Here is a 23,885-nt window from a genome sequence, read left to right as displayed (position 1 = left end):
ACTACCGGCACATGCACGGCATCAAGACACATCCGCCTGAAATGGCGCAGGCTGGCCGGAAACGCATCCTTAGTCCGGACAAGCTGCCGGAGATTCGCGCGAAACTGAACGAACCCGGCGCGACGACGACAGACGTCGCGAAGGCACTAGGAGTGGGGCGATCCACCCTTTTCAACTATCTCGAACGGTATGACCTCGATCGGCGCGTCAACCGGCAGAAAAAGAACGTAGGCAGCGGTGCCGAGGACAGCAGCGATCAGGTCGAGGTCTCGGGAGCGGACCCGGACAGGTCGAGCCTCTAGGATCGCATCAATTTGCTTCGGGGGGAGCGAAACCTTCTCGACCAGATCCTGAGCGGATAGACCTCTTGCCCTAAGTAACGCTCTGATGCGGTCCGCAACAAGGGACCGCCATTCTAAGCTAACCGCCACACCAACTCCCTCGGTTCCCCACCAGGTTCCTAGGACTCGACCTCCCAGACGGGCGTCTTTCGTCAGCGCCGCTAATTGCGAATGTTTCTAAATATGTCCCGGCACATCGGCAACGAAAAAAGGTTGTCTTAAAACCTTCATATTGGATGCTTTTTATCAGGCACCCTGTTCCGGCTCGGGACGTAGCATATCCCAAAGCTCCAAGCCGACTGTTTCGGCGAGCTTTACCATCATGTCGATCGTAGGGTTTGCGCGGCCGTTCTCGATATAGGAAAGGTAGCCCGGCGCGATCCCCGTTCGCTCGAAGAGCTGAGCCTGCGTAAGACCGAGTTCCTTACGACGCTTCTTCAGCCGTATTCCAAACAGGACCGCGGCCGGCTGTGTGATCTCCTCTAAGTGGAGACATTTGGGCATTGAATATATCTCGTATCGGGTACGGCCACTGCCGGGGGGGCCGTGTTCTCGCGCGTACCTTATACCGAACCGGCCCTGTTAGCACCTAAATTAAGCTTAATGCCGTGATGGTGACGCCCATTCCGGGAGTTCCGTATCGATCGAACAGTGTCTTGAGACAAAATCGTTCATGCGGGGAAGCTTCGCTGCGACCAGCATTCGCGTTGCAGCCGGCTCGCCGCGGTCGACGCGCTCGAGCAAACTCGAGTCTGGGTCCTGATCGCTGAAGCGCCCTTGTTCCTATGCCCATCCCGGTCGGTCCAGCATCAGGATTCCGTTTCGTCGCCCACAGCGTTGATGCTCTTGGCGCGCGCGCTTGCCCGTTCTGTCGAACTCGCCACGCCATCCCCGTTCGCATCAAGGCGCTTGAAGCGACGGGAGAGCATCGCATCGATCTCCGACTTGTCGAGCATGCCACTGCCGTTTCGATCCAATTTTGCGAACCGCTTCGCCGGATCAGGGGTGCTCAGCGTTCACCGAACAGCTCGCGTTGCGCCTTTTCGAGTTCTTCCGCGTAGCGTCGCCGGACGTAAGTTTCGGAAAGGATTCCGAGCACATGGCATTCAGCAGACAGCACCGCCAATTCGTCGGTCCGCGCTTCATCGAAACGTGCCATCACAGCGGCAATGTCCATTTCCGGCGTAAGTACGATTTCACGCCCCGTCGCGAGCGTGGTGACTGCGGCATTCGGATCGAGCCCTTCTGCATAGGCGGCTGGCACGACGACGATCCCAGCATAGGCATCTTTCGCGTCGGACAGCACAACCCTGCTGGTTGAGCCTAACGGGAAGGTGCGCCGGAACTCCGCTATCGACATGGAGGCGGGCGTGGGGCGCGTTTCCTTTCGCATCATTCTGCCCGCAGTGAGGGTTTTGACCCATCCGACGTCGCGCGCGCTCTTGATCGTCTCTCCACGCAGGTGGAGCCGCCACGTCGAGAACGAATAGCCGAACAGCTCGCGCACGATCGTCGAGGACACGAGTGAGGCGGCGATCACGGCGCCCGTCAGCGGAAAATCATGCGTCGCTTGCAGGACCAGCATCGCCATGGTCATCGGGCCACCCACGACAGCGACCGCGAACGCTGCCATGCCGATCAGCGCCGCGTTATGAGTGTCGATAACGGGATGCCCGACCAGCAGTGTCAGGGTGTCGGCGAACAGATGCCCGATCAGCGTTCCTAAGAACAGCGATGCGAAGAACAGTCCGCCCCTGAACCCGAACCCGAGCGACACGATCGACGCGGCACTTTTGGCGAGCAGTACGAGCAGGATGAACCCCAGTGACGCCCCGAGCGCCAGATCGGCATGAAGCGCGTCATGTCCGGCCGACAGGACTTGTGGCGACACCATTGCAATTGGAATCAGCAGCAGGCCCCCGAGCGCGGGGCGCAACCATTCCGGCATCCCCGTTCGCCGGGATGCGCTCTCGACCAGCGCGACGGCACGCATCAAGGCAATGCCCATCAGCGCGCAAATCGCGCCCAGCCCGGCGTAGATCAGGTAATGGTGCGTCTCGACCGAGGCGTTCGATGCCACGTCGATCAGATAGGGTTGCTGCCCGAAGGTTTGTGCGACGAGCGCACCCGCCAGTGCCGCAGCGGCAACAGGGGCTATCGCCGAGGGCGTGTAGGTTCCGATGACGATCTCGAAGGCGTAGAACGCCCCGGCCAGGGGCGCGCCGAACGCAGCGGCGATAGCCGCGCCCGCGCCGGCGCCGACCAGCGTGCGTTGATCGGCGCGACGAAGCTTCAGCCAACCCCCAAGCACCGACGCAACGGCACCACCCATCTGCGCGTATGCGGCTTCAAGACCAACGGAGGCTCCGAACCCGTTGGAGAGTACGGTCTGACCTGAAATAACCAAGCTATCCAGCAGCGACATACGCCCGCCATGAAGGGCGTTTGCCTCCACGGCATCGATGAGGCGGCGCTTTCGGGCGCGGGTCGCGTAGCCAAATGCCGTAAAGATCACGCCGCCCAGCGGCAGCACGATCAGGCTCGCCAGCCCGAGTTCGGCGACGCCGCTCAACCGCGTGTTCGGAGGCAGCGCGAACAGCAGGTGTTGCAGGGTGCGTGCGAGTGCACCCAGAACTACGCTAAGCAGACCGGCCGCAGCGCCGATGCCGATCGCCAGCACAATGAAAGATGCTTCGCTCGCGCGAAGCCATCCCCGGAAATCGCGCGCCAGCACGCGAGCGCGACGGCGAGAGATGATCTGCGCGGCGATGATACGCCGTCCATCCGTCATAGCGGCGCGATGGCAGCAGGTGTTTCCGGGCGACGCTCGCGACGTCGGGCGGTAACGATCAGGTAGATGCCGCCGATGAACATCGGCAGAGTCAGCCACTGACCCATGTGGAGGCCGGTTCGCACGGCGAACGCGACAAGCTGGGCGTCAGGTTCTCGGAAAAACTCGACCGCGAACCGTGCCAGGCCATAGCCGATCAAAAACACCCCGACGAGCATACCAGGCTTGCGGCGCGCGTTAGTGAACCAGAACAAGAAGGCGAGCACCGCAAACAGGGCCACCCCTTCCAGCCCGGCTTCGTAGAGCTGGCTGGGATGGCGGGCCAGACCGTCATGACTTCCGGGGAACACGATCGCCCACGGCAAATCGGCGGGCTTGCCCCACAGCTCGCCATTCACGAAATTGGCGAGACGTCCGAAGAACAGGCCGAGCGGCACCGTGCAGGCCACATAGTCGTGAACCCGCAACCAATCGAGTCCGTGTCGTCGTGCGAACAAGATCAGTGCGAGCGACACGCCGGCCGCGCCGCCGTGGAACGACATGCCCCCATCCCACAGCTTGAAGATTTGCAGCGGGTGAAGGATCATCTCGGGGCCATAGAAGATCACATATCCGAGACGGCCACCCAAGATAACACCAAGAGTGGAGTAGAATACCAGATCATCGGCTTGCGCCCGGTTCATCGGAGCGGCCGGTTGCGCGAGCAGCCGCAACAGGTACCGCCAGCCCACGATGATGCCCGCGATGTAGGCGAGCGAATACCAGCGTAGATCGAGCGGGCCGAGCGATAGGGCTATGGGGTGCAGGCCGAGATCGGCGAATTGGACATGGTGCATCTCGGCCGGCTTTCCAAATTCTGTTAAGTGATGCTTTCGAGCCGCTATTCTCTCCCGTGGTTCAAACCATACAAAAGTGGCAAAACGACTTGGGGCGACCGCCCGATGCCCGGGATAGTCAATGTTTATCCAAGGAGAACATGATGAAGACAATCAAAGTTCTGGCTGACCGTTAAGCCGGGAAGCCGGCGCCTGGCAGGAGTCCGGGCATTGCAGATCACTATGCCGGTCAGATCCGTCCCTTCAACGCATTGCCTGATCGCGAGCGATCGTCGTTGCTGCGCTGATTTGGCTCCGGCTCGTTAACCTTGTTCTTTGGCGACGTTGGGCAGGTTCCCCCGGAAGACGTTGCTGCGCAGTGCTTCGCCGGCTCTGAAGTGCGTGATTTGCTGCAGACCGTGCTCCACCCCGTATACAAACAACGCGGGGCTTTTGCTGGATCCGGAGAAGAGAGGGCTAGGGCCAAAGATAGCATAATCACTGAAATTACCTTTCATCGCTGCGGGTGGGCGTCAGTTTCTCCTCGCCAGAAAACAGTCGGTCGATACTCACCGCGCTGTTGCGATTGCTTCAGACTCGCGCCATCCACCGCCTAATGCGCGGATAAGCCGAATGCTGGCCTGCAGACGCCGCGTGTCTAGATCCAGCGCAGTACGTCGGGCTTGCAATGCGGTCGTCTGGGCGGTGAACACCTCGAGATAGGTCACTGCGCCCTTGCTGTAGCGATTGAGCGAAAGCCGTTCGGTGATTGCAGCCTGCCGAACGGCTTGGTCCTGGGCTGCGGCTTCATCCCCAAGATGGTGAAGCAGCGCGAGATTGTCTTCGACCTGCTGGAACGCCGAGAGCACCGTACTCCGATACTCCGCGCTGGCGCTCGCCCAGCGCGCACGCGCTACGGCGAGTTCGGCACGCCTGCGGCCGCCATCGAACAGGTTGAGCACCGCGCTCGGCCCGATCGACCAGATCTCGTTGGGTGCCGAGAACAGGCCGGGCAGTCCGGTGTTCTGGAAGCCTCCGCTCGCACCGAGCCGAATTGCAGGGAAAAACGCTGCCTTGGCAACGCCAATCTCGGCGTTGGCGGACGCGACACGACGTTCGGCAGCGGCAACGTCCGGGCGGCGTTCGATCAGAGTGGAGGACAAGCCGAGCGGCACTGCGGGTACGTCGAAATCCGTCGCGACGGGCGCGATCGTGAAGTTGGACGCGGGGGTGCCGACCAGACTGGCGATGGCGTGCTCGGTCAGCGCGCGGGACGCTGCAATGTCGGCGAGCTGCGCGCGCGCCTCGGCGAGCTGCGCGCCAGAGCGGCTTGTTTCGATGCCACTGACGATGCCGGCCTGGAACCGCCGCGCGATCAGGTGGTCAGCCTTGGCGAAGGCATCCGCGGTTTGCGACAACAATACGGCTTGCCGGTCATAGCCGCGCAACGCCATGAAGTCGGTGGCGAGTTCGGCCTGCAGGCTCAGCCGGATGGCGGCGAGATCATCGCCCGAGGCCTGCACCTCGGCCTTGCCTGCGGCGACCGTGTTGCGAACACGGCCCCATAAATCGAGTTCGTAGCCAAAGCTCGCCTCGACCGTATCACCGCTGTAAACGTCGGGCTGGTTAGCACCGCGAAGCGGGCGATTGTCGGACTGACGATTGCGCGTCACGTCGACGTCGACACCCAGCTGCGGCAGCAGGGCAGCGCGGCTCTGGCCGAGAAAGCCGCGCGCCGCATCGTAGCGGGCAAGTGCACCGGCATATGTCGGGTTATCGCTCGCGACTTTCCGCTCAAGGCCGTCGAGCGTAGGGTCGTTGAACACCGCCCACCAGTCGCCACGCGGCGCGGTGTCGGCCGGGGTCGCCGGTTCCCACGGGCCGGCTTCCTTGAACGCCGTGACTGTCGGGGTAACCGGCGGGTGATAGGCTGGGGCAAACGAGCAACCGGCGGTGGTGACCAGTAGCGCCAGGGCAGACAACGCGCGGTTAGCCACGGGTCTTATCCTCGACGCGCACCAGTTCACCATCGGCAAGCGAGTCGGGCGGATTGTCGACGATCTGCTGCGATCCTGAAAGACCTGACGTTACTTCGACAGTTTGCCCGAGATCGCGCCCGACGCTGATCGAGCGCAAGTGGACATGCCGGTCCGCGCTTACCGTTGCGACCTGCGTTCCCTTCGCGCGGAAAATCAGCGCGCTGGAGGGGATTTGCACCGTGCTGCCTTGGCCGCGCACGTCGAATTTAACCTGCGCGTAGCCACCTGGCTTTAGCGCGCCGTCCGAATTGTCAGCGATGAGCTGCACCTGAAAGGTGCCGGTCTGCTGGGCGATCGCACCTGAATTGCCGATAACGTGCGCGCTGAAGCTGCGTGACGGGTAATCGGGCGTGGTCAGGGTCGCGGTAAGGCCTGGCGTCATACCCGCCGAGTAATTCTGCGGCACGTTGACGTAGATGCGGATCTTGCGCGTATCGGCGACTGAAAACATCGGCTGCTGCACGGATGCGCCGGGACCTACGAGATCACCGATGTCAGAATTGCGCGATGTCACGGTTCCTGCAAATGGTGCCCGGACGGTCGAGAACGCCTTCTGCGCGAGCAGTCGACCAAGATCGGCGCGCGCGGACTGCACTGCCGCGTTGCGAACCGCCAGATCGCCGTTCTTCTCGTCGGCTTCCTGCTTCGACACCGAATTATCAGTAAGCAAGTCATTCCAGCGCGCTGCGGTGCTACGGGCGAGGCTGGCATGGGCTTGAGCGCTGACCAAGGCAGCGCGCGCCGAGACGATCTGCTGATCGAGTTCGGGCGTGTCGATCTTGCCAAGCGGAGATCCCGCACCGACGACAGCGCCAATATCCTTGTACCAAGCGCTGACATAGCCGCCGACCCGGGCGTAGAGCTTGGCGGCGTTCCACGCCTGCATCGTGCCTGGCAAGGTTAGCGCGTCACTTGCCGATGACCCCTTGGCCGCGATCAGATGCACGGTTGGTACGGAGCGCGCATCCGACCAGGTCTGTGCCTCATGCGTATCGCCTCGGCGCACTACAGCGCCGGCTGCGACCACGCCGATGGCGGCCACCACAGCAACGATACCTGCAGCCTTAAGACCTTTGGGAGCGGGTGCCTGAAGCGGTTCAGCCTGCATGAGCGAGAGTTCCGGTTGCATGAGGATCAGTGGCTGCACGCCGCTCTTTGCGGTGCGCGATCGAGAAAACGACGGGGACGAAGACGAGCGTGGCGAGCGTGGCGCAGATCAGGCCGCCAATGACGGCTCGGCCGAGCGGAGCGTTCTGCTCGCCGCCTTCGCCCAAGCCGAGCGCCATCGGCGCCATGCCGATGATCATGGCGAGCGCAGTCATCAGCACCGGGCGGAAGCGGGTTGCGCCCGCCTCTGCTGCGGCAAGGAGCGCATCGCCTGTTGCTGCCAGGCGTTCGCGCGCGAAGCTAACCACCAGCACTGAGTTTGCGGTTGCCACGCCCATGCACATGATCGCACCGGTCAGCGCCGGCACCGATAGCGGCGTGTGCGTTGCGAACAGCATCCACACGATCCCGGCGAGGGCGGCGGGCAAAGCGGAGATGATGACCGTTGGATCGACCCAGCTCTGGAAGTTGACGACAATCAGCAGGTAGATCAGCACAATCGCGCCGATCAGGCCGAAGATCAGGCCCGAGAAGGCAGTGTTCATCGTCTCGACCTGACCACGCAGCTTCACGCTCGAGCCCTTGGGCAACGTGCCCTTTGCGTCGTCCAGCACCTTCTGGATGTCTGCGGCAACCGCGCCGAGGTCGCGCCCCTGTGTAGTGGCATAGACGTCGTAGGACGGTTGCACCGCGTAATGCGTAACCACAGCAGGCGATGGCTCGCGGTGGAGGGTGCCGAGCGCGCCGAGCAGCTGATACGTGCCGCCCGATCCGGTGATTGGCAGGTTCTGGAGCGCCGAAAGGCTGTCGGTGCGGTATTGCGGCGTCTGCACGACGATCGGGTACGAAACGCCGTTCTTTGGGTTAAGCCAGAAGGCCGGCGCGACTTGGAAGCTGCCCGCAAGGTTCACGGCCATGCTCCGCGTCACGTCGTTTTCCGTGATCCCGACCCGATCGGCCTGCGCGCGGTCCACGTCGAAGCCGAGTTCGGGATAGGTTTCGGTTTGCTGGACGCGCACGTCCGCGATGCCGGCGATATGTTGCATCTTCTCGGCGAGCGCCTGCGCATAGGCCTTGCTGCCCTTGATGTCGTTGCCGGTCACCATCACGTCGATCGGTGCAGGCGCGCCGAAGTTGAGGATCTGGCTGATGATGTCGGCCGGAAGGAACGAGAACACCGAGCCGGGGAATGCATCGGGCAAGGCCTTGCGAAGCGCACGAACATAGCCTGCAGTGGGCTTGTGATCTTCCGACAGCGTGACGAGAATGTCGCCGTCCTGCGGGCCAACGCCGCCGGTATTCGAATAGGCGCGGTTGATGCCCGATACCGGCATGCCGATGTTGTCCACGATCGACACCAGTTCGTCGGGCGGGATGACCGAGCGGATGCGATCCTCGACATGGTCGAACATCGCCGCCGTCTCCTCGATGCGCGTACCGATCGGCGCGCGGACATGGAGGTTGATCTGCCCCGCGTCGATGGTCGGGAAGAAGTTGCGACCCAACATCGGCACCAGCAGGAATGAGAGCAGCACCACGACCATAAAGGCGGGCACGAAAACGCGCCGACGTGCGAGCGCGAAGTCGAGCAGCGAGACGTAGTAACCGCGCACCTTCTCGAAGCGATGTTCGAAGCCGCTCTGAAAACTGCGCAATACGTTGCGGCTTTTCGGGCGTCCGGCCTTGGCGTCGTGGCTGGCCATGACCTCAGCGGTATGCTCGGAGGCGTGCTGCCGCAGCAGATAGTTGCCCATCGTGGGGACGAGCGTTCGCGACAGAACGAACGAGGCGATCATGGCGAATACGACTGCCATCGCCATCGGCGCGAACAGGAAACCCGCCACACCGGGCAGAAAGAACATCGGCAGGAAGGCAATGCAGATGCAAAGCAAGGACACAAACGCCGGGCCAACGATCTGCTCGGCACCGTCGAGAATCGCATCACGCACGGTCTTGCCCTGTTCGAGATGCCAGTTGATGTTCTCGATCGTTACCGTCGCATCGTCGACAAGGATGCCGACCGCGAGCGCCAGCCCTCCAAGCGTCATGATGTTGAGCGTTTGACCTGCCGCCGCCAGCCCCGCCACGGCTGCGAGGATGGCAAGCGGGATTGAGGCTGCAATAATGACGGTCGAGCGCCACGAGCCGAGGAATAACAGGATCATCAGCGAGGTGAGCGCAGCGGCGATCACGCCTTCCTTGATGACGCCGGACACTGCCGCCTTCACGAACAGCGACTGATCGGACAGCGGCTGAACCTTGAGCGATGGCGGCAGCGTCTCCCGGATCTTCGGTAGGAGGGCCTTGGCCTGATCGACGATCGCGATAGTGGAAGCGGCGCCCGACTTTAGTACTGTCATCAGCACTGCGCGGCCGCCATCGACGCGCACCACGTTACGCTGAGGCGGGGATCCGTCTCGGACGTGCGCTACATCGCGCATTGTCACGGTCGCCCCATCAACGGTCTTGATGGGCAGGTCGTTGAGCTGCTCGACAACCTCCGGCGAGTTGTTCAGCCGGACGTTATACTCGTACTCGCCGATCTTGGTGGTGCCCGCGGGCACGATCTGGTTCTGCGCGGCGAGTGCGGCGCCGACGTCGCTCGCCGACAGGTGCCGTGCCTGAAGCGCGCCCGGATCGAGGTCGATCTGGATCTGGCGTTCCTTGCCGCCATACGGCGACGGAATCGCCGCGCCCTGCACCGAGGCGAGCGCGGGGCGGATGAAGTTCTGGCCGAGATCGTAAATCTTCTGTTCGGACAGATCCTTTGCCGACAACGCGAGTTGAAGGATCGGCACGGTTGATGCGTTGTAGTTGAGGATCTGCGGCGGGGTGATACCGGGCGGCATCTGCTTCAGCACCGTCTGCGACGCCGCCGTGACCTGTGCGGACGCCGTGCGGATATCAACACCAGGCTGGAAGAAGATCTTCACGATGCCGACGCCGTTGAGCGACTGGCTCTCGATATGGTCGATGTCGTTGACGGTGCTCGAAAGCTGGCGTTCGTAATAGTACACGACGCGGCCGGCCATGTCCTCGGGCGGCAGGCCACGATAGGTCCATACCACCGCGATCACGGGGATCTTGATGTCCGGGAAGATGTCGGTCGGCGTGCGTACCCATGCGATCGAGCCGGACAGCACGATCAGGATAGCGAGGACGACAAACGTATAGGGCTTGCTGAGCGCAAGCTTGACGAGTTGTAACACGGATCGCCGGCCCTCTTTCCACGGAATGAGGGGCTCCATCTAAAGCTGTTGCACCGCAGCGCATCTTAAATGAATTTCACCTGGGAGCGTCGCGACCCGGATGGAGCCGGGACATGTGCATCGTCAGGTCGCGGGTATCGCCGGCTGTGGCGAGGTCTGCCCAAGATCAACCGAACAGCGTATTGCGACAAGCAACCCCGGCGATCCGTCAGCGAGTTCCAGATCGAAGCCATGAAGGTGAACGATGGCTGCGACCACGCTGAGGCCGAGACCGCTACCAGGGATGCCGCCCGTATCCACACCCCGGTAGAAGCGCCGCAGCGCGGCCCGTCGCTCCTCAGCCACCAGACCGGGGCCGTTATCACGGACCCCGATGACAACACGTACCGCTTCGACATCAATCGTCAGCCAGACGTCGCCGCCCACGCCGGTAAACTTAATCCCATTATCGACCAGATTGCTGATCGCCTCGAACAGTAGGTTCGGGTCGCACGTGATTGCTGCATCCGGTCCGTCGGGGCGGTGTAGCCGCACGCCGGCATCTTCGGCGAGCGGCTCGTAGAGATCATATGCTGCCGTGAGCAGCGACGCGACTGAAACAGTAATAAATCCAGCATGGCGACCGCGGGCCTCAAGTTCGGAAATGCGCAGTAATGCCGCAAACCGATCAAGCACCACGTCGAGATCCGCCGTCGCCGTCTTGGCAAGTGTGATCATCTGAGTGTTACCGTCAGCGATCGTGATCGCACGCTGCAGATGACCGCGCACATGCGCCAAAGGCGTGCGCAGATCGTGCGCAATAGCATCGGTGACGCCCTTCACTTGTGCGACCACACGTTCCACCTCTTCAATCATTGCATTAACCGTACCGGCGAAGAGATCGAGTTCATCTCCGCGCTTACTGACAGGCATGCGCCGGTCTAATCGCCCTGCGGCGATCTCGCGGCTCGTTGCTTGTAAATCACGGACGCGGCGCAGCGGTGCAAGACTCAACACGAAGCCGGCGCCAAAAACCAACAGCACCATCGCGACGCCGGTGAAGACCAGAATGCCAAGCATCCGGTGCCGCAGATCGATGATTGGCGAAATATCGCGGCCGATCAGGATGATCTCTCCGGTCGCAGCGCGGATCGCCAAAACGCGCAGCGGATTATGCATAAGCTGCCCGCTAATATTTGTAGGGCGATTGAAGCTCAGATCAGCCCCAACGCGAAGGTTGCCCGCGACATGCTCGCCGTCATGCGACTGCAAGCCGAACAGGGTCAACCCGCTGGCATTATGTCGAATCTCGGCATTTATACGGTCCGGTAGCGCCTCGGCTGATACCGATTGTAGGCGCGCCGCCTCCAATCGAAGGATGCGATCCGTTCGCGCAGTTAGCTCATGCGCGGAAAGCGCATAGATCAATGCGAGTAAAGCGACCACACCTAGCGCGAAAACTACGCCGAGCAGAGCGGTTAGCCTGAATGTGCTCGTCTTGCGGATCTCGTGAAACCGAAGCCGCTCAAATGACATCAAAACGGTATCCCTCGCCCTTTACGGTCGTGATTGCCGATGGTTGATCAGGGCGATCCAGTTTCTTGCGAAGTTTTGCGATGTGAACGTTGATGAGATTTGGGCCAGGATCGAAATGATACCCCCAGACTTGCTCGAAAATAATTCGACGGCTCAGTGTGTCGCCGGCATGGCGCAAAAAGAGTTCAAGCAGTCGAAACTCCATGTGCAGAAGCCGCACAGGCTCCCCGCCTACAGTCACCTGGCGACTGACGATATCGAGGGCGATGTTGCCGCACTGGAGTACGGCGTCGACGCTGCCCTGGCGGCGACGTAACAGGACCTCCACACGCATCACCATCTCATCAGGTACAAAAGGTTTGATCAGGTAATCGTCACCGCCGGCACGCAGGCCAGCAATCCGCTCATCGACATCACTGAGCGCACTGATCATCAAAACGGGTATCATCAAGCGCCGATCGCGCAGGAGTGCAACCAGGGCGAGGCCGTCGAGCCCGGGCAACATGCGGTCCAGCGTGGCAAGGTCGAATGGCTCCCGAAGCAGCTGTTCGACAGCCAGCAGGCCGTCGGCGACATGAGCGACCTTGTGTCCATGAGATCTCAAGGCGTCGATGATTTGGTCGGCTGTATCGGGATCGTCCTCAATGACGAGAATACGAGCCATGACTATTCCTCCACCTACGTTCGAGCGCCTATTTCGCCGATTATCCTCGTTAACTTTACCGGGCGCGTTTGAGACTACGTGTCCAGCCCTTCCGCGTTGATCGCCTCCTGCGTGGGCGCCGGGAAGTGGCGGTAGAGTGTCGGAACCGAGACGCCAATCGCCGGTGCAATTTCCCTGATCGCCATGCCGGAAGCCAGGAGTTTGCGCGCCGCCTCGAGCCGCTTGGGCGTCATCACCGTTTTTCGACCGCCTACCCTGCCCTCCCGCCGGGCTATTATCAGCGCAGCGGTGGTGCGCTCGCGATTAAGGTCGCGCTCCATCTCCGCCATTGCCGCCAGGATGTGAAAGACGAGCTTGCCCGCTGTCCCAGCGGTGTCTATCCCGTCAGTAATTGAGCGAAGTCCGAGACCACGATCGGTCAGATCGGCCGCAAGATCGACCAGGCCTTTCATCGTTCGGCCGAGGCGGTCGAGCTTCCACACCACCAGCACGTCGCCAGCGCGTGCGTGCGACAGCGCTTCAGCCAGGCCGGCGCGGTTCGCCTTTGCTCCGCTCGCTTTGTCGGAAAAAGTTCGCTCACACCCGGCATTGCGCAACGCTTCGAGCTGGGGCGTCAGATCCTGTTCGGACGTGGAGACCCGCGCATAGCCAATCAGCATGAACCGTTCTCAAAACTCATGTCTCGCGACTATCACGACCACCTCCATTCGAGAAAGTGTTTTGATACGCGTCCAGACCTTGCTAGACGTTCTCAAATGGTCGCGTATCAAAATCGATCGAGACTGTTGAAAAACTCGCGCTTGCGACAGGGTGGAAGTGGTGATTCACTGCGGCATAGGCAGCAGGGTATCACAGGCATGATGGGTCAGCAGGTGGCGCAAGGCGCGCTATTTTACAGCTTCCGGCTCGACGAGCACGTGCCTGCGGACCACCTGCTTCGGCGCATTGATGGGCTGCTCGACTTCGGCTTCGTTCGGGAAGCGCTGGCGGCCAGCTACAGTTCAACTGGACGCCCCTCGGTTGATCCGGAGCTGATGCTCAGGATGCTGCTCGTCGGCTACTTGTTCGGCATCCGCTCAGAACGCCGTCTGTGCGAGGAGGTGCATCTCAATCTGGCCTATCGCTGGTTCTGCCGGCTCGATCTGCCTGACCGGGTGCCCGACCATTCGACCTTTTCCAAAAACCGCCATGGCCGCTTTCGTCAGTGCGACCTGTACCGTCTGCTGTTTGAACAGGTGGTGAGCCGCTGTGCCGCGGCTGGATTGGTGGCAGGCCGCGAACTGGCTGTAGATGGCAGCACGATCATGGCCGATGCCAGCCATGAGAAGAAGCTGAAGGGGGCAACCGCACCTGATGATCTGCGTGCAGGCGATGCAGTGTCACGTCCTGTTGCCGAGTATCTCGCTGCTCTCGACGCCGCGCTGCCAGTCAACCCCGATGAGCCAGCACCCGTCGAACCCATGTACGTCTCGCCAACCGATCCGCAGGCGGCGCTTTCATGCAAACACGGCCCGGCACGCTATGCCTATGCCATCAATCCGCTGCTCGACCTCGACACCGATTGCATCCTCGACGTGGAGGCAACACCGGCGCGTTTCTCCGCTGAGGTGACCGCCACGCGGACGTTATTGTCGCGTGCTCAGGCCAAGCTCGGGATCCAGCCCTCAAGCCTCGCCGCGGACAAGGCATACGGCAGCGGCCCGCTGCTCGGTTGGCTGGTAAAGCAAAGCATTACTCCGTACATCCCGGTGATCGATCGCACCCGCCAGCGGGACGGCTTCTTCACCCGCGACGCGTTTACTTACGACCCTGACGCCGACGCCTACCGCTGCCCGGCTGACAAATCTCTCACTTACCGTGGTACGGTACCCTCCAGTCAGGTTCGTCGATACCGCAGCCGCGCGGCCGATTGCTCCGGGTGCCTACTCAAGCAGCAATGTACCACGGCCAGGCAGCGCGCCATTGCTCGGCTGGTCAATGAGGACGCGCGCGACCACGTGCGCGCACTCGCCGGAACCGAAGAATATGCGCGTGCGAGACAGAGACGAAAGCGCATCGAGCGCGTATTTGGGCACCTCAAACGCAACCTGAAGCTCAGATCTCTCAAGCTTCGAGGCCTCGCCGGTGCCGCCGAGGAGTTCACCATGGCAGCCGCAGCCTACAACCTCCAGCTGCTGAGCAATCGGGCAGCGCCAGTCTGAGCGGACAGCCTGCTCTCGCAACATGGCCAACATCCCAAACGGCCCTTGCCGCCGATCACGCACCCTTTTTCAACAGCCTCGACCGGTTATGACACCGGCAGCGTTACCGACTGGAATGATGAAGCAGGAAGCGTATCGGCGCGATCAGTCTGGGATCAGCGCCCAACCACGCAGCTGCAACGTCGCCAAAGTAGTCAGCGCAGACACGTCGGTCTCGACACTCTTTTCTACCGTAGCGGGGTCGATCTTGTTGCCAATAAGAGCTTGGCTGCATACCCGAACGGACACACCCGCCTTCTTCAACGCCTCAATCAAAGCAAGGTTGGGGTTCGCAGCTACTCCCGTCTTTATCGCATAGGCGCGATCTTCGGTAACGATGGGCGTCGCCGGACCGTGGACGATCACGACGACATCGCCTTGTTCTGGACGAACGCCGTCGTTGCCTAGCAGGTTCAGGAAGCGGGCGACCTTCTCCAGAGATGGATTGATCTTATCCGGCGTTGCCGCGGCCTTGGTCACATTGAACAGCACGCGATAGCGCAACTTGCGATCGGGCCGTTCCGCAGCACCTTCGATGGGTGTGATCGCGCCGTATCCCGCTATCACCGCCTGCCCGGGCACGCTGGCTAAAGCACTGACGCTGCTCATGAGTGACAAGCATCCTGCAACAGCAATGATTGGCATGCGCATCCGCTTTTTCCTTTTTCAGTCAAAATGATCAGCCAACTCTCGCAAAAACGGCCGCACCGATATTTTGCGGTCGAACCACGGAGGGCGTCTCGCGCGGTCGTACTTGGCGGAGGGCGGGGGCTGTTTGGGGGGCCGACAGATCGTCGGCTCCAAACATCGCCTCCAGGGTTCGCACGCACAATGCGGCTGCGTCGTCGGCAAGGCGGTAGTGAACCTGTTTGGCCTCACGTCTGGTCTTAACGAGTTCGGCGCGCCGTAGCTCGGCAAGCTGCTGGCTGAGCGCGGGTTGTGTCACGCCCGTGGCGGCCTCAATGTCCGCTACCTGCCGTTCGCCGTCTAAGAGATAGGACAGGATCATAAGCCGCTGAGGCTGCGCGAACACGCGCAGCTTCTCGACTGCGACGTCGGCGAGCGCGCGGGACTGGTAAATCGCCGTCACCGGTCAGCCTTCGTTTGGTGAAACCAGTCAGCGCCTGCGTGCCCCGGCAAGGCAGGAGGCAGGAGCACGTCGTCACCCGGCTGCCAGTCAGCAGGCGTATAGGCCTCGCCATCGGCCGAGCGCCGCAACGCCCTGACCGTGCGCAGCATCTCGTCGACAGACCGACCAACATTCATCGGATACCAGCTAAGCGCGCGGATGATGCCTTCAGGATCGATGAAGTAAGTCGCGCGCACGGTTGAGGCATCTCCGGCCTGCTCGTCGAGCATGCCGTAGGCATACCCGACCGCCATCGAGGGATCTTCGATTACCGGAAATGGCACCTCTACACCGAAGACGTCTTTGATCGCGCGTAGCCAAGCCACGTGCGAGTAGAGGCTGTCGACCGACAGCCCTAGCAGCGCGCAATCCAACTCTTCAAAGCGAGGTGCCGCCTTGGCCAAGGCCACAAACTCGCTGGTGCAAACCGGCGTGAAGTCGGCAGGGTGCGAGAAGAACACGACCCAGCGCCCACGATACTGATCGAGCGCAATCTCGCCCTGCGTGGTGCGGGCGGTGAAGTTCGGGGCTGCATCCCCGATGCGCAGCGAGCGCGGCATGTTCGCATCAATCATTTCCATTCCTCCCAAATGGCACGAACACCCCGTTGACGCAATATGATTACACAACTACATAAACCGTGATATTGATTAAACGGAGATGGTCATGGACCCGGTTTTGAGCGAAGCCAACGCCCAGATCAGACGCGCAAAAACGGCCGGATCGCCGGTCGTTCAGTCCTTCTTTGGTGAGCCCACCAACACAGCGACCTACGTCGTTTGGGACGCGGCGACGAAAAAAGCTGCGATCGTCGACAGCGTCCTCGATTTTGACGCCGCGGCGGGCCGGACCAAAACTGCGTCGGCGGACGCAGTGATCGCTTACGTGCGGGATCAGGGACTGACGGTCGATTGGCTGTTGGAAACCCATGCACATGCCGATCACCTGTCTGCGGCACCCTATCTTCAACAGGCGCTTGGCGGGCAGCTCGCGATCGGTCGTGAGATCATCCGGGTCCAGAACGTATTTGGCAAAATCTTCAACGCTGGCACCGATTTCGAGCGCGACGGTTCCGAGTTCGACCGGCTGTTCGAGGACGGCGACCGCTTTGCCATCGGCAACATCGACGCCATTGCGCTGCATGTGCCCGGCCATACGCCGGCGGACATGGCCTATGTCATTGGCGACGCAGTCTTCACTGGGGATACGCTCTTCATGCCCGATTACGGCACCGCGCGGGCGGACTTTCCTGGTGGCGACGCACGCCAGCTATTCCGCTCGATCCGCCGGCTCATGCAGCTGCCGGACGAGACGCGCCTGTTCCTCTGCCACGACTACAAGGCGGTGGGGCGCGACGAATATGTCTGGGAAACGACTTTAGGCGCGCAGCGTGTCGGCAACGTCCATGTCCATGAAGGGGTCAGCGAAGACGACTTCGTCGCAATGCGGACCAGTCGCGACGCGACCTTGTCGATGCCCAAGCTCATCCTGCCCTCGATCCAGGTGAACATGCGCGGTGGTCATCTGCCGGAGCCGGAAGTCAACGGCACCCGCTACCTCAAGATTCCGCTGGATGCGCTGTGATGCCGGGCTTTCCCCATGCCATGCCATTCGAAGGCTTCATCGGCGGGCTGATGATCGGTGTCGCCGCGGCGATCATGCTGCTCGGAAACGGCCGCATCGCCGGAGTCAGCGGCATGTTCGCAAGGGTTTTGGGTCTTTCCGCTGGAGGCCCACCATGGGCAATCGCGCTGTTTTTCACCGCAGGTCTGCCTTTGGGCGCGGGTATTGTTGCAGCCAGCTTAGGCGTGAAGGCCAGCTTTCCGACATCGCTTTCGCTGATCGCCGTCGCCGGTCTGATCGTCGGTATCGGAACACGGCTCGGGTCCGGGTGCACCAGTGGTCACGGCGTATGCGGCCTGTCTCGCCTGTCGCCCCGGTCCATCGCCGCGACCGCTACGTTCATGGCAACCGGCGTCGTCACGGTCACGATCATGCGTCTGTCCGGGGTACTACAGTGATGCGCCAGAACCTCATTTCACTCGCCAGCGGGACGCTGTTCGGCGCCGGCCTTGTTGTCTCCGGAATGATCGATCCGGCGCGCGTACGGGCGTTCCTCGATGTCACCGGCGCGTGGGACCCAACCCTGGCGTTCGTCATGGCAGGCGCTATCCTGCCGATGGCGATAGCATGGTTTGTCGTGCGGCGTCGCTCGACCCCGATTGCGGCTGAACAGTTCTATACGCCAGCCACCTCGCCGATCGACCGGCACCTCATCGGCGGTGCGGCCTTGTTCGGCATAGGCTGGGGCATCGTCGGATTGTGCCCAGGTCCTGCCATTGCCGCACTGGCGATCCAGCCTCTGCCGGCACTGATCTTCATCGCTGCAATGGCCCTCGGCGCTGCCGTCCACCGCTTTGCATTCACTTCCCGCCGTTCGGCCTGATCAGACAGGAGACATCACATGGCTTTCAAGCAGATCACCTCGTCCTTCTCTGCCGCCCCCCAGCTGACGCAAGCCGACCTCGCCGCTGCCGCGCAGGCAGGATATCGCTCGATCATCTCAAGCCGCCCGGACGGCGAGGAGGCGGGCCAGCCAAGCGCGGAAGTAATGGCTCGATTGGCCAGCGAACACGGTCTCGCGTTTGCGCATGTTCCAATCGTACCGGGCAAAGCGACTGACGCCGATGCGGATCGCATGAAGGAGGCGCTGGCCACGCTGCCACAGCCGACGCTCGGCTTCTGCCGCAGCGGGACGCGCGCGGCGACATTGTGGGCATTGGCCGAGGCCGATCGCGCCGATTCGGCGACGATCATCGGCCAGGCAAAGGCAGCCGGGTACGACCTTGCCGATCTGACGCCTGCGCTGAAGCGCCGTTCCGAGAGGGTGGATCAATGACCTACGACATCGTCATCATTGGGGGCGGTGCCGCCGGCATCGCGACCGCCTCCAGCATTCTGAAGCGCAACGCCAAGGTGACGATCGCGGTCGTCGATCCCGCCACGGACCACTATTACCAGCCTGGTTGGACGATGGTCGGAGCCGGCGTCTTCACGCCCGAGCAAACCCGGAAGGCCGAAGCCGATGTGATGCCTAAGGGCGTCCGGTGGATACGATTGCCCGCGATCACCATCGACCCCGACCGCCACGCGATCCAGCTCGGAGACGGAAGCTCCATTGATTATCACGTCCTGATTGTAGCGCCCGGGCTGCGCTTGGCGTGGGAGAAGATCGAGGGGCTACCAGAGGCCCTTGGCCGCAACGGTGTCACCTCAAACTATCGCTATGACCTGGCGCCCTACACCTATCGGCTCGTCAAGGAATTGCAGCGGGGGCGTGCGCTGTTTTCGCAGCCACCAATGCCGATCAAGTGCGCCGGCGCACCGCAAAAGGCCATGTATCTCTCATGTGATATCTGGCGAGGCTGCGGCGTCCTCCCCGCGATCGATGTTGAGTTCCACAACGCCGGCGCCGCCCTGTTCGGGATTCCGACCTACGTCCCGGCGCTGATGGAATATGTCGAGAAGTACGGCATCGATCTCAGGCTTGAATCCAACCTTGTCGCAGTCGACGCCGATCGTCGTGTCGCCACGTTCGAGCGCAAGCAGGACGGCGTCTCCGAGAGGATCGAACGCCCGTTTGACATGCTCCACGTCGTTCCGCCCCAAGTGTCGCATGCCGTCGTCGCCAATAGCCCGCTCGCGGCCGCGAACGGCTTTGTCGAGGTCGACGAGACTACGCTGCGGCACAAGCGATTTGAAAACGTCTTTGGCCTTGGCGATGCCGCTGGGACCAGCAACGCCAAGACGGCCGCTGCTGCTCGCGTCCAGGCGCCGGTAGTCGCGGTCAACGCGCTGGCCGCGCTCGACGGCAGCCCCCCCGTTGCCGACTATAATGGTTACGGCTCATGCCCTCTCACGGTCGAACGCGGTAAGATCGTCCTCGCCGAGTTTGGCTATGGCGGAAAGCTGCTGCCCAGCTTCCCATCCTGGCTGCTGGACGGAACGCGACCCACGCGCGCCGCCTGGTTCCTGAAGGAGCGGATGCTTCCCCCGATCTATTGGCAGGGCATGCTGAAGGGCCGCGAGTGGATGGCCGCCCCGCATAAAATCGGCAAGGCAGCATGACTCTCGAACCGATCCAGTATCTGCTTGGCACCCTTTCGGGCAGCCTGGTCGGATTTACCCTTGGCCTTGTAGGAGGCGGGGGCTCGATCCTCGCCGTACCGCTAATGGTGTATCTGGTGCGCGTACCCGATGCGCACCTTGCAATCGGCACGAGTGCGTTTGCCGTAGCAGCCAATGCCGCGACCGGTCTGATCGGCCATGCCAAGGCTCATACCGTAAAATGGCGGTGCGGGGGCCTGTATGCCACAGCGGGCGTCATCGGCGCGCTGCTAGGGTCCACCGTCGGCAAAGCCGTCGATGGCGGCAAGCTGCTCTTTCTGTTCGCGCTCGTCATGGTCGTCGTCGGCGTCCTGATGCTTCGCGGGCGGGGTGATGCAGGTAATCCCGGTGCGGAATGCAACCGGGAGAAGGCACCCAAGGTGCTGGGCTACGGCCTTGGGACGGGCTTGTTCTCAGGGTTCTTCGGCATCGGAGGTGGCTTTCTGATCGTTCCGGGCCTGATCGGATCGACGGGTATGCCGATCCTTAACGCTGTCGGCACGTCGTTGATTGCTGTCACCGCCTTCGGCCTGACGACCGCTGCTAATTATGCATTCTCCGGGCTGGTCGACTGGCCGCTTGCCTTCGTCTTCATTGGCGGCGGGGTCGTCGGCGGGTTGATCGGCACACGCATCGCCAAGCGCCTTGGCTCGGGCGGAACGCTTACCACCGTCTTCGCGGTGCTGATCTTCGTCGTGGCAGCTTACATGCTCTGGAAGAGCGCCGGCGCGTTTCTCTGATGGGAAGCGCGATTGCCATCGGACCGCTTATGATGGCGGTCGATCGTGGATTGGCGGTACTGTGCGTCGCCGTGTTCCTGGGGCTCACGACCGTGGCAGGGCGGTTCCGCTTCCCGCAAGTGTCTACGGTTACGACCGGTGCCATCGTCGCTGGACTGGTGGCGGCGCGGATCGGCTATGTCGCGGCACATTGGGCAAGCTATGTCGAAGCGCCGCTATCCATTTTCGCCGTCTGGCAGGGTGGCTTCTCTGCGATGGCCGGCATCGTTGGTGCTGCCGCAACGCTGGCCTTCCAGCTTGGCCGAACACGCGCCTTGGCGGTGGGCTGGGGGGCGTTGGCAATAGCGGGTGGCCTGTGGTTCACGCTCCAGGCGCTTATCCCGCCCGTGACCTATGGCCCCTTCCCCTATCATTTAACGTTGACGACGCCGTCCGGCGCTCCTCTCCCGCTTGCACGTTTCCGAGGCCGCCCCTTCGTGGTCAATCTATGGGCGACATGGTGCGGGCCGTGCCGGCGCGAGCTGCCGATGCTCGACGCCGCGGCAACGCGCAATCGGGATGTGCCGATCCTGCTCGCCGATCAGGGTGAGTCACCAGCAATCGTCACCGGGTTTCTTACCCGTGAAGGCATCGGCGTGAACAATGTCGCGCTCGATCCTTCCCGTAGGCTTTCTCAAGCCTTCGAGGTGGCTGGTTATCCCGCAACCGCCTTCGTCGCTGCGGACGGCACGATCATGCAGCTTCAGTTCGGCGAGCTGTCGCGCGCCGCCCTCGCCGATGGGATCGATATGGCAAGGAAACACCGATGAACCGACGCAACCTTCTCTGTCGCAGCTTTCTGGCGTTGCTCACCGTCGCCGTGCCGACAGTGCCAGCAGTTGCGCAGCAACCCGATCTGTCGCGTAAGGCGGTCGTCGACGATCCCGTCGCTCCGAAGCGTGTCGGCCAAGCCTATGACGTCACCGTCGTTGAATTTTCCGACTATAATTGCCCGTATTGCCGGCGAATGGAGCCGGTGCTGAACGCGCTTGTCGCGGCCGATCCGAAGGTACGGATCGTCTATCGTGACTGGCCGATCTTTGGCCCTGCATCCCGGGAAGCCGCACGGGCTGCGGTCGCAAGCCAGTGGCAGGGCAAGCATGCTGCCTTTCATGAGGCGTTGCTGACCTCGCCGGCACGGCTCGACAGTGCCGGGATCAAGGCCGCTGCCGCGAAAGCAAAGATGGACTGGCCACGTCTGCAACGCGATCTGAAGACGCGCGGCGCAGAAATCGATGCGCTTCTCGCACGCACCAACGCTATCGCTCGAGCGATCGGGTTCAACGGAACACCTGCGCTGATCGTCGGCTCGCAAGTGGTGGCCGGCGCGGTTGATCTGCCGACGCTACGCCGGCTTGTCGCAACGGCGCGCAGCAAGCCTCAGGTGCATTAAATATGCCAGAGCCGCTCAATCGCAGGCAGGCAGTCGGGCTTGGAGCCGTCGTCGTGACTGGCTGGGCAGCCGGACAGGTGCTGCGACGCACAGCGCCGATCGGTCGCGACGTTGGTCCGACCGCTGACCAGATTCTGGCAGGCAGCGGTTCGCCTGAATACGGCCCTGCCAATGCAACGCTGCGACTTGCCGTGTTCACCGATTATCGTTGCCCGGCCTGTCGTCACGCCTTCCCCGCAATGGAAGAGGCGGTGCGACACGATGGCAAGGTTCGGGTTATCTACAAGGACTGGCCGATCTTCGGTCCGCCGTCCGAACGCGCCGCGAGCGTTGCACTCGCCTGTGCCGAACAGGGCATCTACCCAGCCGTTCATCGCCAGCTGATGACCGACAGTCGTATGATCGACGACGACATGCTCAGGGACATTGTCACCGGCGCTGGCGGGGACTGGCTGCGCGCGACGACCTGGCTTGCTGCGCATGGACAGGCTGTCGCGGCACGCCTGCGGGCGAACGGCCGAGAGGCCTATTCGATCGGTTTGGCCGGCACCCCGGGCTTTCTTGCCGGACGCATGCTGGTGATGGGCGCAATCGAAGCGGGTGATTTTGAACGGTTGTTCGCGCGGGCGCGGACGGAAAGCTAACAGAGCGAGAGGATGAAAACATGATCGAGTATGAGCACGATGGCATGACCGTTGCGTCGCTCCATGACGAACACACTGGCAGCTTCCAATATGTTGTCATCGACGAGACCACGAAGACGGCTGCGATCATCGACCCGGTCATGGATTTTGATCCGCGCGCCGGTGCGACCGCGACCCGCAACGCCGATCTAATCCTCGACTATGTACGTGAGAAGGGGCTGACTGTTGAATGGGTGCTCGACACCCACCCCCATGCCGATCACTTCTCAGCCGTTCCGTACCTCGCCGGCAAGACCGGTGGCAAAACCGCGATCGGCAACAAGATCGTGGAAGTGCAGAAGCTGTGGCGGGACATCTACTGCCTGCCCGATCTCGCCGTCGACGGCAGCCAGTGGGACCGGTTGTTTGCGGATGGCGAGCGTTTCCGGATCGGTACGCTAGACGCTCAAGTCATGCTGTCCCCGGGCCATACGCTCGCCTCGATCACTTATGTCGTCGGTGACGCCGCGTTCGTTCACGACACGCTTATGGTCCCCGATAGCGGCACAAGCCGGGCAGACTTCCCGGGTGGTGATGCTCATGCGTTGTGGCGCTCGATTCGCGCCATCCTCGATCTGCCACCCGAAACCGCAACCTATGTCGGGCATGACTATGGAAAGGATGGCCGGGACGTACTCGGTCACTCGACCGTCGCCGATCAGCGTCGCGACAACATCCATGTTCACGATGGCATCGACGAAGCCGAGTTCGTCGCAACCCGCGAGAAACGCGACGCATCGCTCCCACTACCCGACCTGATGCTTACCGCGCTTCAGGTGAACATACGTGGCGGCCGACTGCCAGATGCCGACGAATGTGGGACGGCGTTTCTCAAGTTGCCACTGAACCGGTTTGGACCTGCTGCTTCATAGCTCAGTCCGCGCTGTCTCAAGTGTCACAACCGAACGAGACTGTTGAAAAATGGCTGCTTGCGATGGTGACGAGGGCGTGATTCACTCCTGCAAGGCGGCAGGGGGTCACGGACATGATGGGTCGGCAGGTGGCACAGGGCG

At 62.0% G+C, this 23,885-nt stretch carries 25 protein-coding genes; 12 read left to right on the top strand and 13 right to left on the bottom strand.

Features of this window, described 5'->3' with window-relative positions:
- The first annotated feature begins 11 nt into the window (after window positions 1–11).
- Complete coding sequence (locus FFS35_RS16745) at window positions 12–302, top strand: helix-turn-helix domain-containing protein (RefSeq protein WP_137788034.1); 291 nt, start codon at window positions 12–14, stop codon at window positions 300–302.
- A 285-nt stretch (window positions 303–587) separates the two neighbouring features.
- Here the strand turns inward: FFS35_RS16745 and FFS35_RS16735 are convergent, their stop codons facing one another.
- The 10 genes from FFS35_RS16735 to FFS35_RS16685 form a co-directional block, all read right to left on the bottom strand.
- Window positions 588–845, bottom strand: coding sequence for a helix-turn-helix transcriptional regulator (locus FFS35_RS16735; protein WP_137788033.1), 258 nt, complete (start codon window positions 843–845; stop codon window positions 588–590).
- A gap of 305 nt (window positions 846–1,150) precedes the next feature.
- Window positions 1,151–1,354, bottom strand: a complete 204-nt coding sequence (locus tag FFS35_RS16725; RefSeq protein ID WP_283214575.1) for a hypothetical protein — start codon at window positions 1,352–1,354, stop codon at window positions 1,151–1,153.
- Entirely contained in the window at window positions 1,351–3,132 is a 1,782-nt protein-coding gene (locus tag FFS35_RS16720) for a chloride channel protein (RefSeq protein ID WP_137788032.1), read from the bottom strand. Before FFS35_RS16720 ends, FFS35_RS16725 begins: the two co-directional genes overlap by 4 nt.
- Window positions 3,129–3,968 carry a prolipoprotein diacylglyceryl transferase gene (lgt, locus tag FFS35_RS16715; RefSeq protein WP_137788031.1) on the bottom strand — a complete coding sequence of 280 codons (840 nt, stop codon included), beginning with the start codon at window positions 3,966–3,968 and terminating at the stop codon, window positions 3,129–3,131. The genes FFS35_RS16720 and lgt overlap by 4 nt, the downstream gene beginning before the upstream one ends.
- Before the next feature lie 548 nt (window positions 3,969–4,516).
- Window positions 4,517–5,977, bottom strand: coding sequence for an efflux transporter outer membrane subunit (locus FFS35_RS16710; RefSeq protein ID WP_137788030.1), 1,461 nt, complete (start codon window positions 5,975–5,977; stop codon window positions 4,517–4,519).
- Window positions 5,937–7,133, bottom strand: a complete 1,197-nt coding sequence (locus tag FFS35_RS16705; RefSeq protein ID WP_249341697.1) for an efflux RND transporter periplasmic adaptor subunit — start codon at window positions 7,131–7,133, stop codon at window positions 5,937–5,939. The genes FFS35_RS16710 and FFS35_RS16705 overlap by 41 nt, the downstream gene beginning before the upstream one ends.
- Entirely contained in the window at window positions 7,084–10,302 is a 3,219-nt protein-coding gene (locus tag FFS35_RS16700; RefSeq protein WP_171007660.1) for an efflux RND transporter permease subunit, read from the bottom strand. The genes FFS35_RS16705 and FFS35_RS16700 overlap by 50 nt, the downstream gene beginning before the upstream one ends.
- Before the next feature lie 123 nt (window positions 10,303–10,425).
- Window positions 10,426–11,817: a HAMP domain-containing sensor histidine kinase gene (locus FFS35_RS16695; protein ID WP_137788028.1), complete on the bottom strand. Its 1,392-nt coding sequence runs from the start codon at window positions 11,815–11,817 to the stop codon at window positions 10,426–10,428.
- Complete coding sequence (locus FFS35_RS16690; protein ID WP_137788027.1) at window positions 11,807–12,481, bottom strand: response regulator transcription factor; 675 nt, start codon at window positions 12,479–12,481, stop codon at window positions 11,807–11,809. The genes FFS35_RS16695 and FFS35_RS16690 overlap by 11 nt, the downstream gene beginning before the upstream one ends.
- Window positions 12,482–12,555: 74 nt before the next feature.
- Complete coding sequence (locus FFS35_RS16685) at window positions 12,556–13,140, bottom strand: recombinase family protein (RefSeq protein WP_137788026.1); 585 nt, start codon at window positions 13,138–13,140, stop codon at window positions 12,556–12,558.
- Between the two features lie 198 nt (window positions 13,141–13,338).
- Between FFS35_RS16685 and FFS35_RS16680 the strand changes: the two genes are divergently transcribed.
- Complete coding sequence (locus FFS35_RS16680; RefSeq protein WP_137788025.1) at window positions 13,339–14,682, top strand: IS1182 family transposase; 1,344 nt, start codon at window positions 13,339–13,341, stop codon at window positions 14,680–14,682.
- 144 nt (window positions 14,683–14,826) lie between these two features.
- Here the strand turns inward: FFS35_RS16680 and FFS35_RS16675 are convergent, their stop codons facing one another.
- The 3 genes from FFS35_RS16675 to FFS35_RS16665 form a co-directional block, all read right to left on the bottom strand.
- A complete protein-coding gene (locus tag FFS35_RS16675; protein WP_052149082.1) occupies window positions 14,827–15,330 on the bottom strand; it encodes a DsrE family protein in 504 nt (167 codons plus the stop codon).
- A gap of 70 nt (window positions 15,331–15,400) precedes the next feature.
- Entirely contained in the window at window positions 15,401–15,811 is a 411-nt protein-coding gene (locus FFS35_RS16670) for a metalloregulator ArsR/SmtB family transcription factor (RefSeq protein ID WP_037529358.1), read from the bottom strand.
- Window positions 15,808–16,431, bottom strand: a complete 624-nt coding sequence (locus tag FFS35_RS16665) for a peroxiredoxin (protein ID WP_137788024.1) — start codon at window positions 16,429–16,431, stop codon at window positions 15,808–15,810. Before FFS35_RS16665 ends, FFS35_RS16670 begins: the two co-directional genes overlap by 4 nt.
- An 85-nt stretch (window positions 16,432–16,516) precedes the next feature.
- Between FFS35_RS16665 and FFS35_RS16660 the strand changes: the two genes are divergently transcribed.
- Genes FFS35_RS16660 through FFS35_RS16615 form a run of 10 tightly spaced genes read left to right on the top strand, consistent with a single transcriptional unit; the run spans window position 16,517 to window position 23,744 of the window.
- Complete coding sequence (locus FFS35_RS16660; protein WP_137788082.1) at window positions 16,517–17,434, top strand: MBL fold metallo-hydrolase; 918 nt, start codon at window positions 16,517–16,519, stop codon at window positions 17,432–17,434.
- A complete protein-coding gene (locus tag FFS35_RS16655; RefSeq protein ID WP_171007659.1) occupies window positions 17,434–17,871 on the top strand; it encodes a YeeE/YedE family protein in 438 nt (145 codons plus the stop codon). Before FFS35_RS16660 ends, FFS35_RS16655 begins: the two co-directional genes overlap by 1 nt.
- Window positions 17,871–18,296, top strand: coding sequence for a DUF6691 family protein (locus FFS35_RS16650; protein WP_137788023.1), 426 nt, complete (start codon window positions 17,871–17,873; stop codon window positions 18,294–18,296). Before FFS35_RS16655 ends, FFS35_RS16650 begins: the two co-directional genes overlap by 1 nt.
- 18 nt (window positions 18,297–18,314) lie before the next feature.
- Entirely contained in the window at window positions 18,315–18,749 is a 435-nt protein-coding gene (locus FFS35_RS16645; protein WP_137788022.1) for a TIGR01244 family sulfur transferase, read from the top strand.
- Window positions 18,746–19,978 carry an FAD/NAD(P)-binding oxidoreductase gene (locus FFS35_RS16640; protein WP_031439444.1) on the top strand — a complete coding sequence of 411 codons (1,233 nt, stop codon included), beginning with the start codon at window positions 18,746–18,748 and terminating at the stop codon, window positions 19,976–19,978. The genes FFS35_RS16645 and FFS35_RS16640 overlap by 4 nt, the downstream gene beginning before the upstream one ends.
- The gene (locus FFS35_RS16635; protein WP_031439443.1) at window positions 19,975–20,757 is read left to right on the top strand and encodes a sulfite exporter TauE/SafE family protein; all 783 of its coding nucleotides are present in this window, start codon (window positions 19,975–19,977) and stop codon (window positions 20,755–20,757) included. Before FFS35_RS16640 ends, FFS35_RS16635 begins: the two co-directional genes overlap by 4 nt.
- Before the next feature lie 32 nt (window positions 20,758–20,789).
- A complete protein-coding gene (locus FFS35_RS16630) occupies window positions 20,790–21,566 on the top strand; it encodes a TlpA disulfide reductase family protein (protein ID WP_249341696.1) in 777 nt (258 codons plus the stop codon).
- Entirely contained in the window at window positions 21,563–22,189 is a 627-nt protein-coding gene (locus FFS35_RS16625) for a DsbA family protein (RefSeq protein ID WP_031439442.1), read from the top strand. The genes FFS35_RS16630 and FFS35_RS16625 overlap by 4 nt, the downstream gene beginning before the upstream one ends.
- 53 nt (window positions 22,190–22,242) lie before the next feature.
- A complete protein-coding gene (locus FFS35_RS16620) occupies window positions 22,243–22,833 on the top strand; it encodes a DsbA family protein (RefSeq protein WP_249341695.1) in 591 nt (196 codons plus the stop codon).
- Window positions 22,834–22,853: 20 nt separating this feature from the next.
- Window positions 22,854–23,744, top strand: coding sequence for an MBL fold metallo-hydrolase (locus FFS35_RS16615; protein WP_137788020.1), 891 nt, complete (start codon window positions 22,854–22,856; stop codon window positions 23,742–23,744).
- Window positions 23,745–23,885: the final 141 nt, after the last annotated feature.

The organism is Sphingomonas sp. 3P27F8 (assembly GCF_005502745.1).
Lineage (GTDB): Bacteria > Pseudomonadota > Alphaproteobacteria > Sphingomonadales > Sphingomonadaceae > Sphingomonas.
This window is presented reverse-complemented; position numbering and strand designations above follow the sequence as displayed.

Excerpts from the sequence above, each read along its gene's own strand:
- FFS35_RS16625 (WP_031439442.1), top strand. The coding sequence starts at position 21,563 with ATGAACCGACGCAACCTTCTCTGTCGCAGCTTTCTGGCGTTGCTCACC.
- FFS35_RS16680 (WP_137788025.1), top strand. The coding sequence starts at position 13,339 with ATGATGGGTCAGCAGGTGGCGCAAGGCGCGCTATTTTACAGCTTCCGG.
- FFS35_RS16655 (WP_171007659.1), top strand. The coding sequence starts at position 17,434 with ATGCCGGGCTTTCCCCATGCCATGCCATTCGAAGGCTTCATCGGCGGG.
- FFS35_RS16675 (WP_052149082.1), bottom strand. The coding sequence starts at position 15,330 with ATGAGCAGCGTCAGTGCTTTAGCCAGCGTGCCCGGGCAGGCGGTGATA.
- FFS35_RS16690 (WP_137788027.1), bottom strand. The coding sequence starts at position 12,481 with ATGGCTCGTATTCTCGTCATTGAGGACGATCCCGATACAGCCGACCAA.
- FFS35_RS16660 (WP_137788082.1), top strand. The coding sequence starts at position 16,517 with ATGGACCCGGTTTTGAGCGAAGCCAACGCCCAGATCAGACGCGCAAAA.
- FFS35_RS16695 (WP_137788028.1), bottom strand. The coding sequence starts at position 11,817 with ATGTCATTTGAGCGGCTTCGGTTTCACGAGATCCGCAAGACGAGCACA.
- FFS35_RS16745 (WP_137788034.1), top strand. The coding sequence starts at position 12 with ATGCACGGCATCAAGACACATCCGCCTGAAATGGCGCAGGCTGGCCGG.
- FFS35_RS16685 (WP_137788026.1), bottom strand. The coding sequence starts at position 13,140 with ATGCTGATTGGCTATGCGCGGGTCTCCACGTCCGAACAGGATCTGACG.
- FFS35_RS16710 (WP_137788030.1), bottom strand. The coding sequence starts at position 5,977 with ATGGTGAACTGGTGCGCGTCGAGGATAAGACCCGTGGCTAACCGCGCG.
- FFS35_RS16615 (WP_137788020.1), top strand. The coding sequence starts at position 22,854 with ATGATCGAGTATGAGCACGATGGCATGACCGTTGCGTCGCTCCATGAC.
- FFS35_RS16645 (WP_137788022.1), top strand. The coding sequence starts at position 18,315 with ATGGCTTTCAAGCAGATCACCTCGTCCTTCTCTGCCGCCCCCCAGCTG.
- FFS35_RS16640 (WP_031439444.1), top strand. The coding sequence starts at position 18,746 with ATGACCTACGACATCGTCATCATTGGGGGCGGTGCCGCCGGCATCGCG.
- FFS35_RS16735 (WP_137788033.1), bottom strand. The coding sequence starts at position 845 with ATGCCCAAATGTCTCCACTTAGAGGAGATCACACAGCCGGCCGCGGTC.
- FFS35_RS16720 (WP_137788032.1), bottom strand. The coding sequence starts at position 3,132 with ATGACGGATGGACGGCGTATCATCGCCGCGCAGATCATCTCTCGCCGT.
- lgt (WP_137788031.1), bottom strand. The coding sequence starts at position 3,968 with ATGCACCATGTCCAATTCGCCGATCTCGGCCTGCACCCCATAGCCCTA.
- FFS35_RS16650 (WP_137788023.1), top strand. The coding sequence starts at position 17,871 with ATGCGCCAGAACCTCATTTCACTCGCCAGCGGGACGCTGTTCGGCGCC.
- FFS35_RS16630 (WP_249341696.1), top strand. The coding sequence starts at position 20,790 with ATGGCGGTCGATCGTGGATTGGCGGTACTGTGCGTCGCCGTGTTCCTG.
- FFS35_RS16665 (WP_137788024.1), bottom strand. The coding sequence starts at position 16,431 with ATGGAAATGATTGATGCGAACATGCCGCGCTCGCTGCGCATCGGGGAT.
- FFS35_RS16635 (WP_031439443.1), top strand. The coding sequence starts at position 19,975 with ATGACTCTCGAACCGATCCAGTATCTGCTTGGCACCCTTTCGGGCAGC.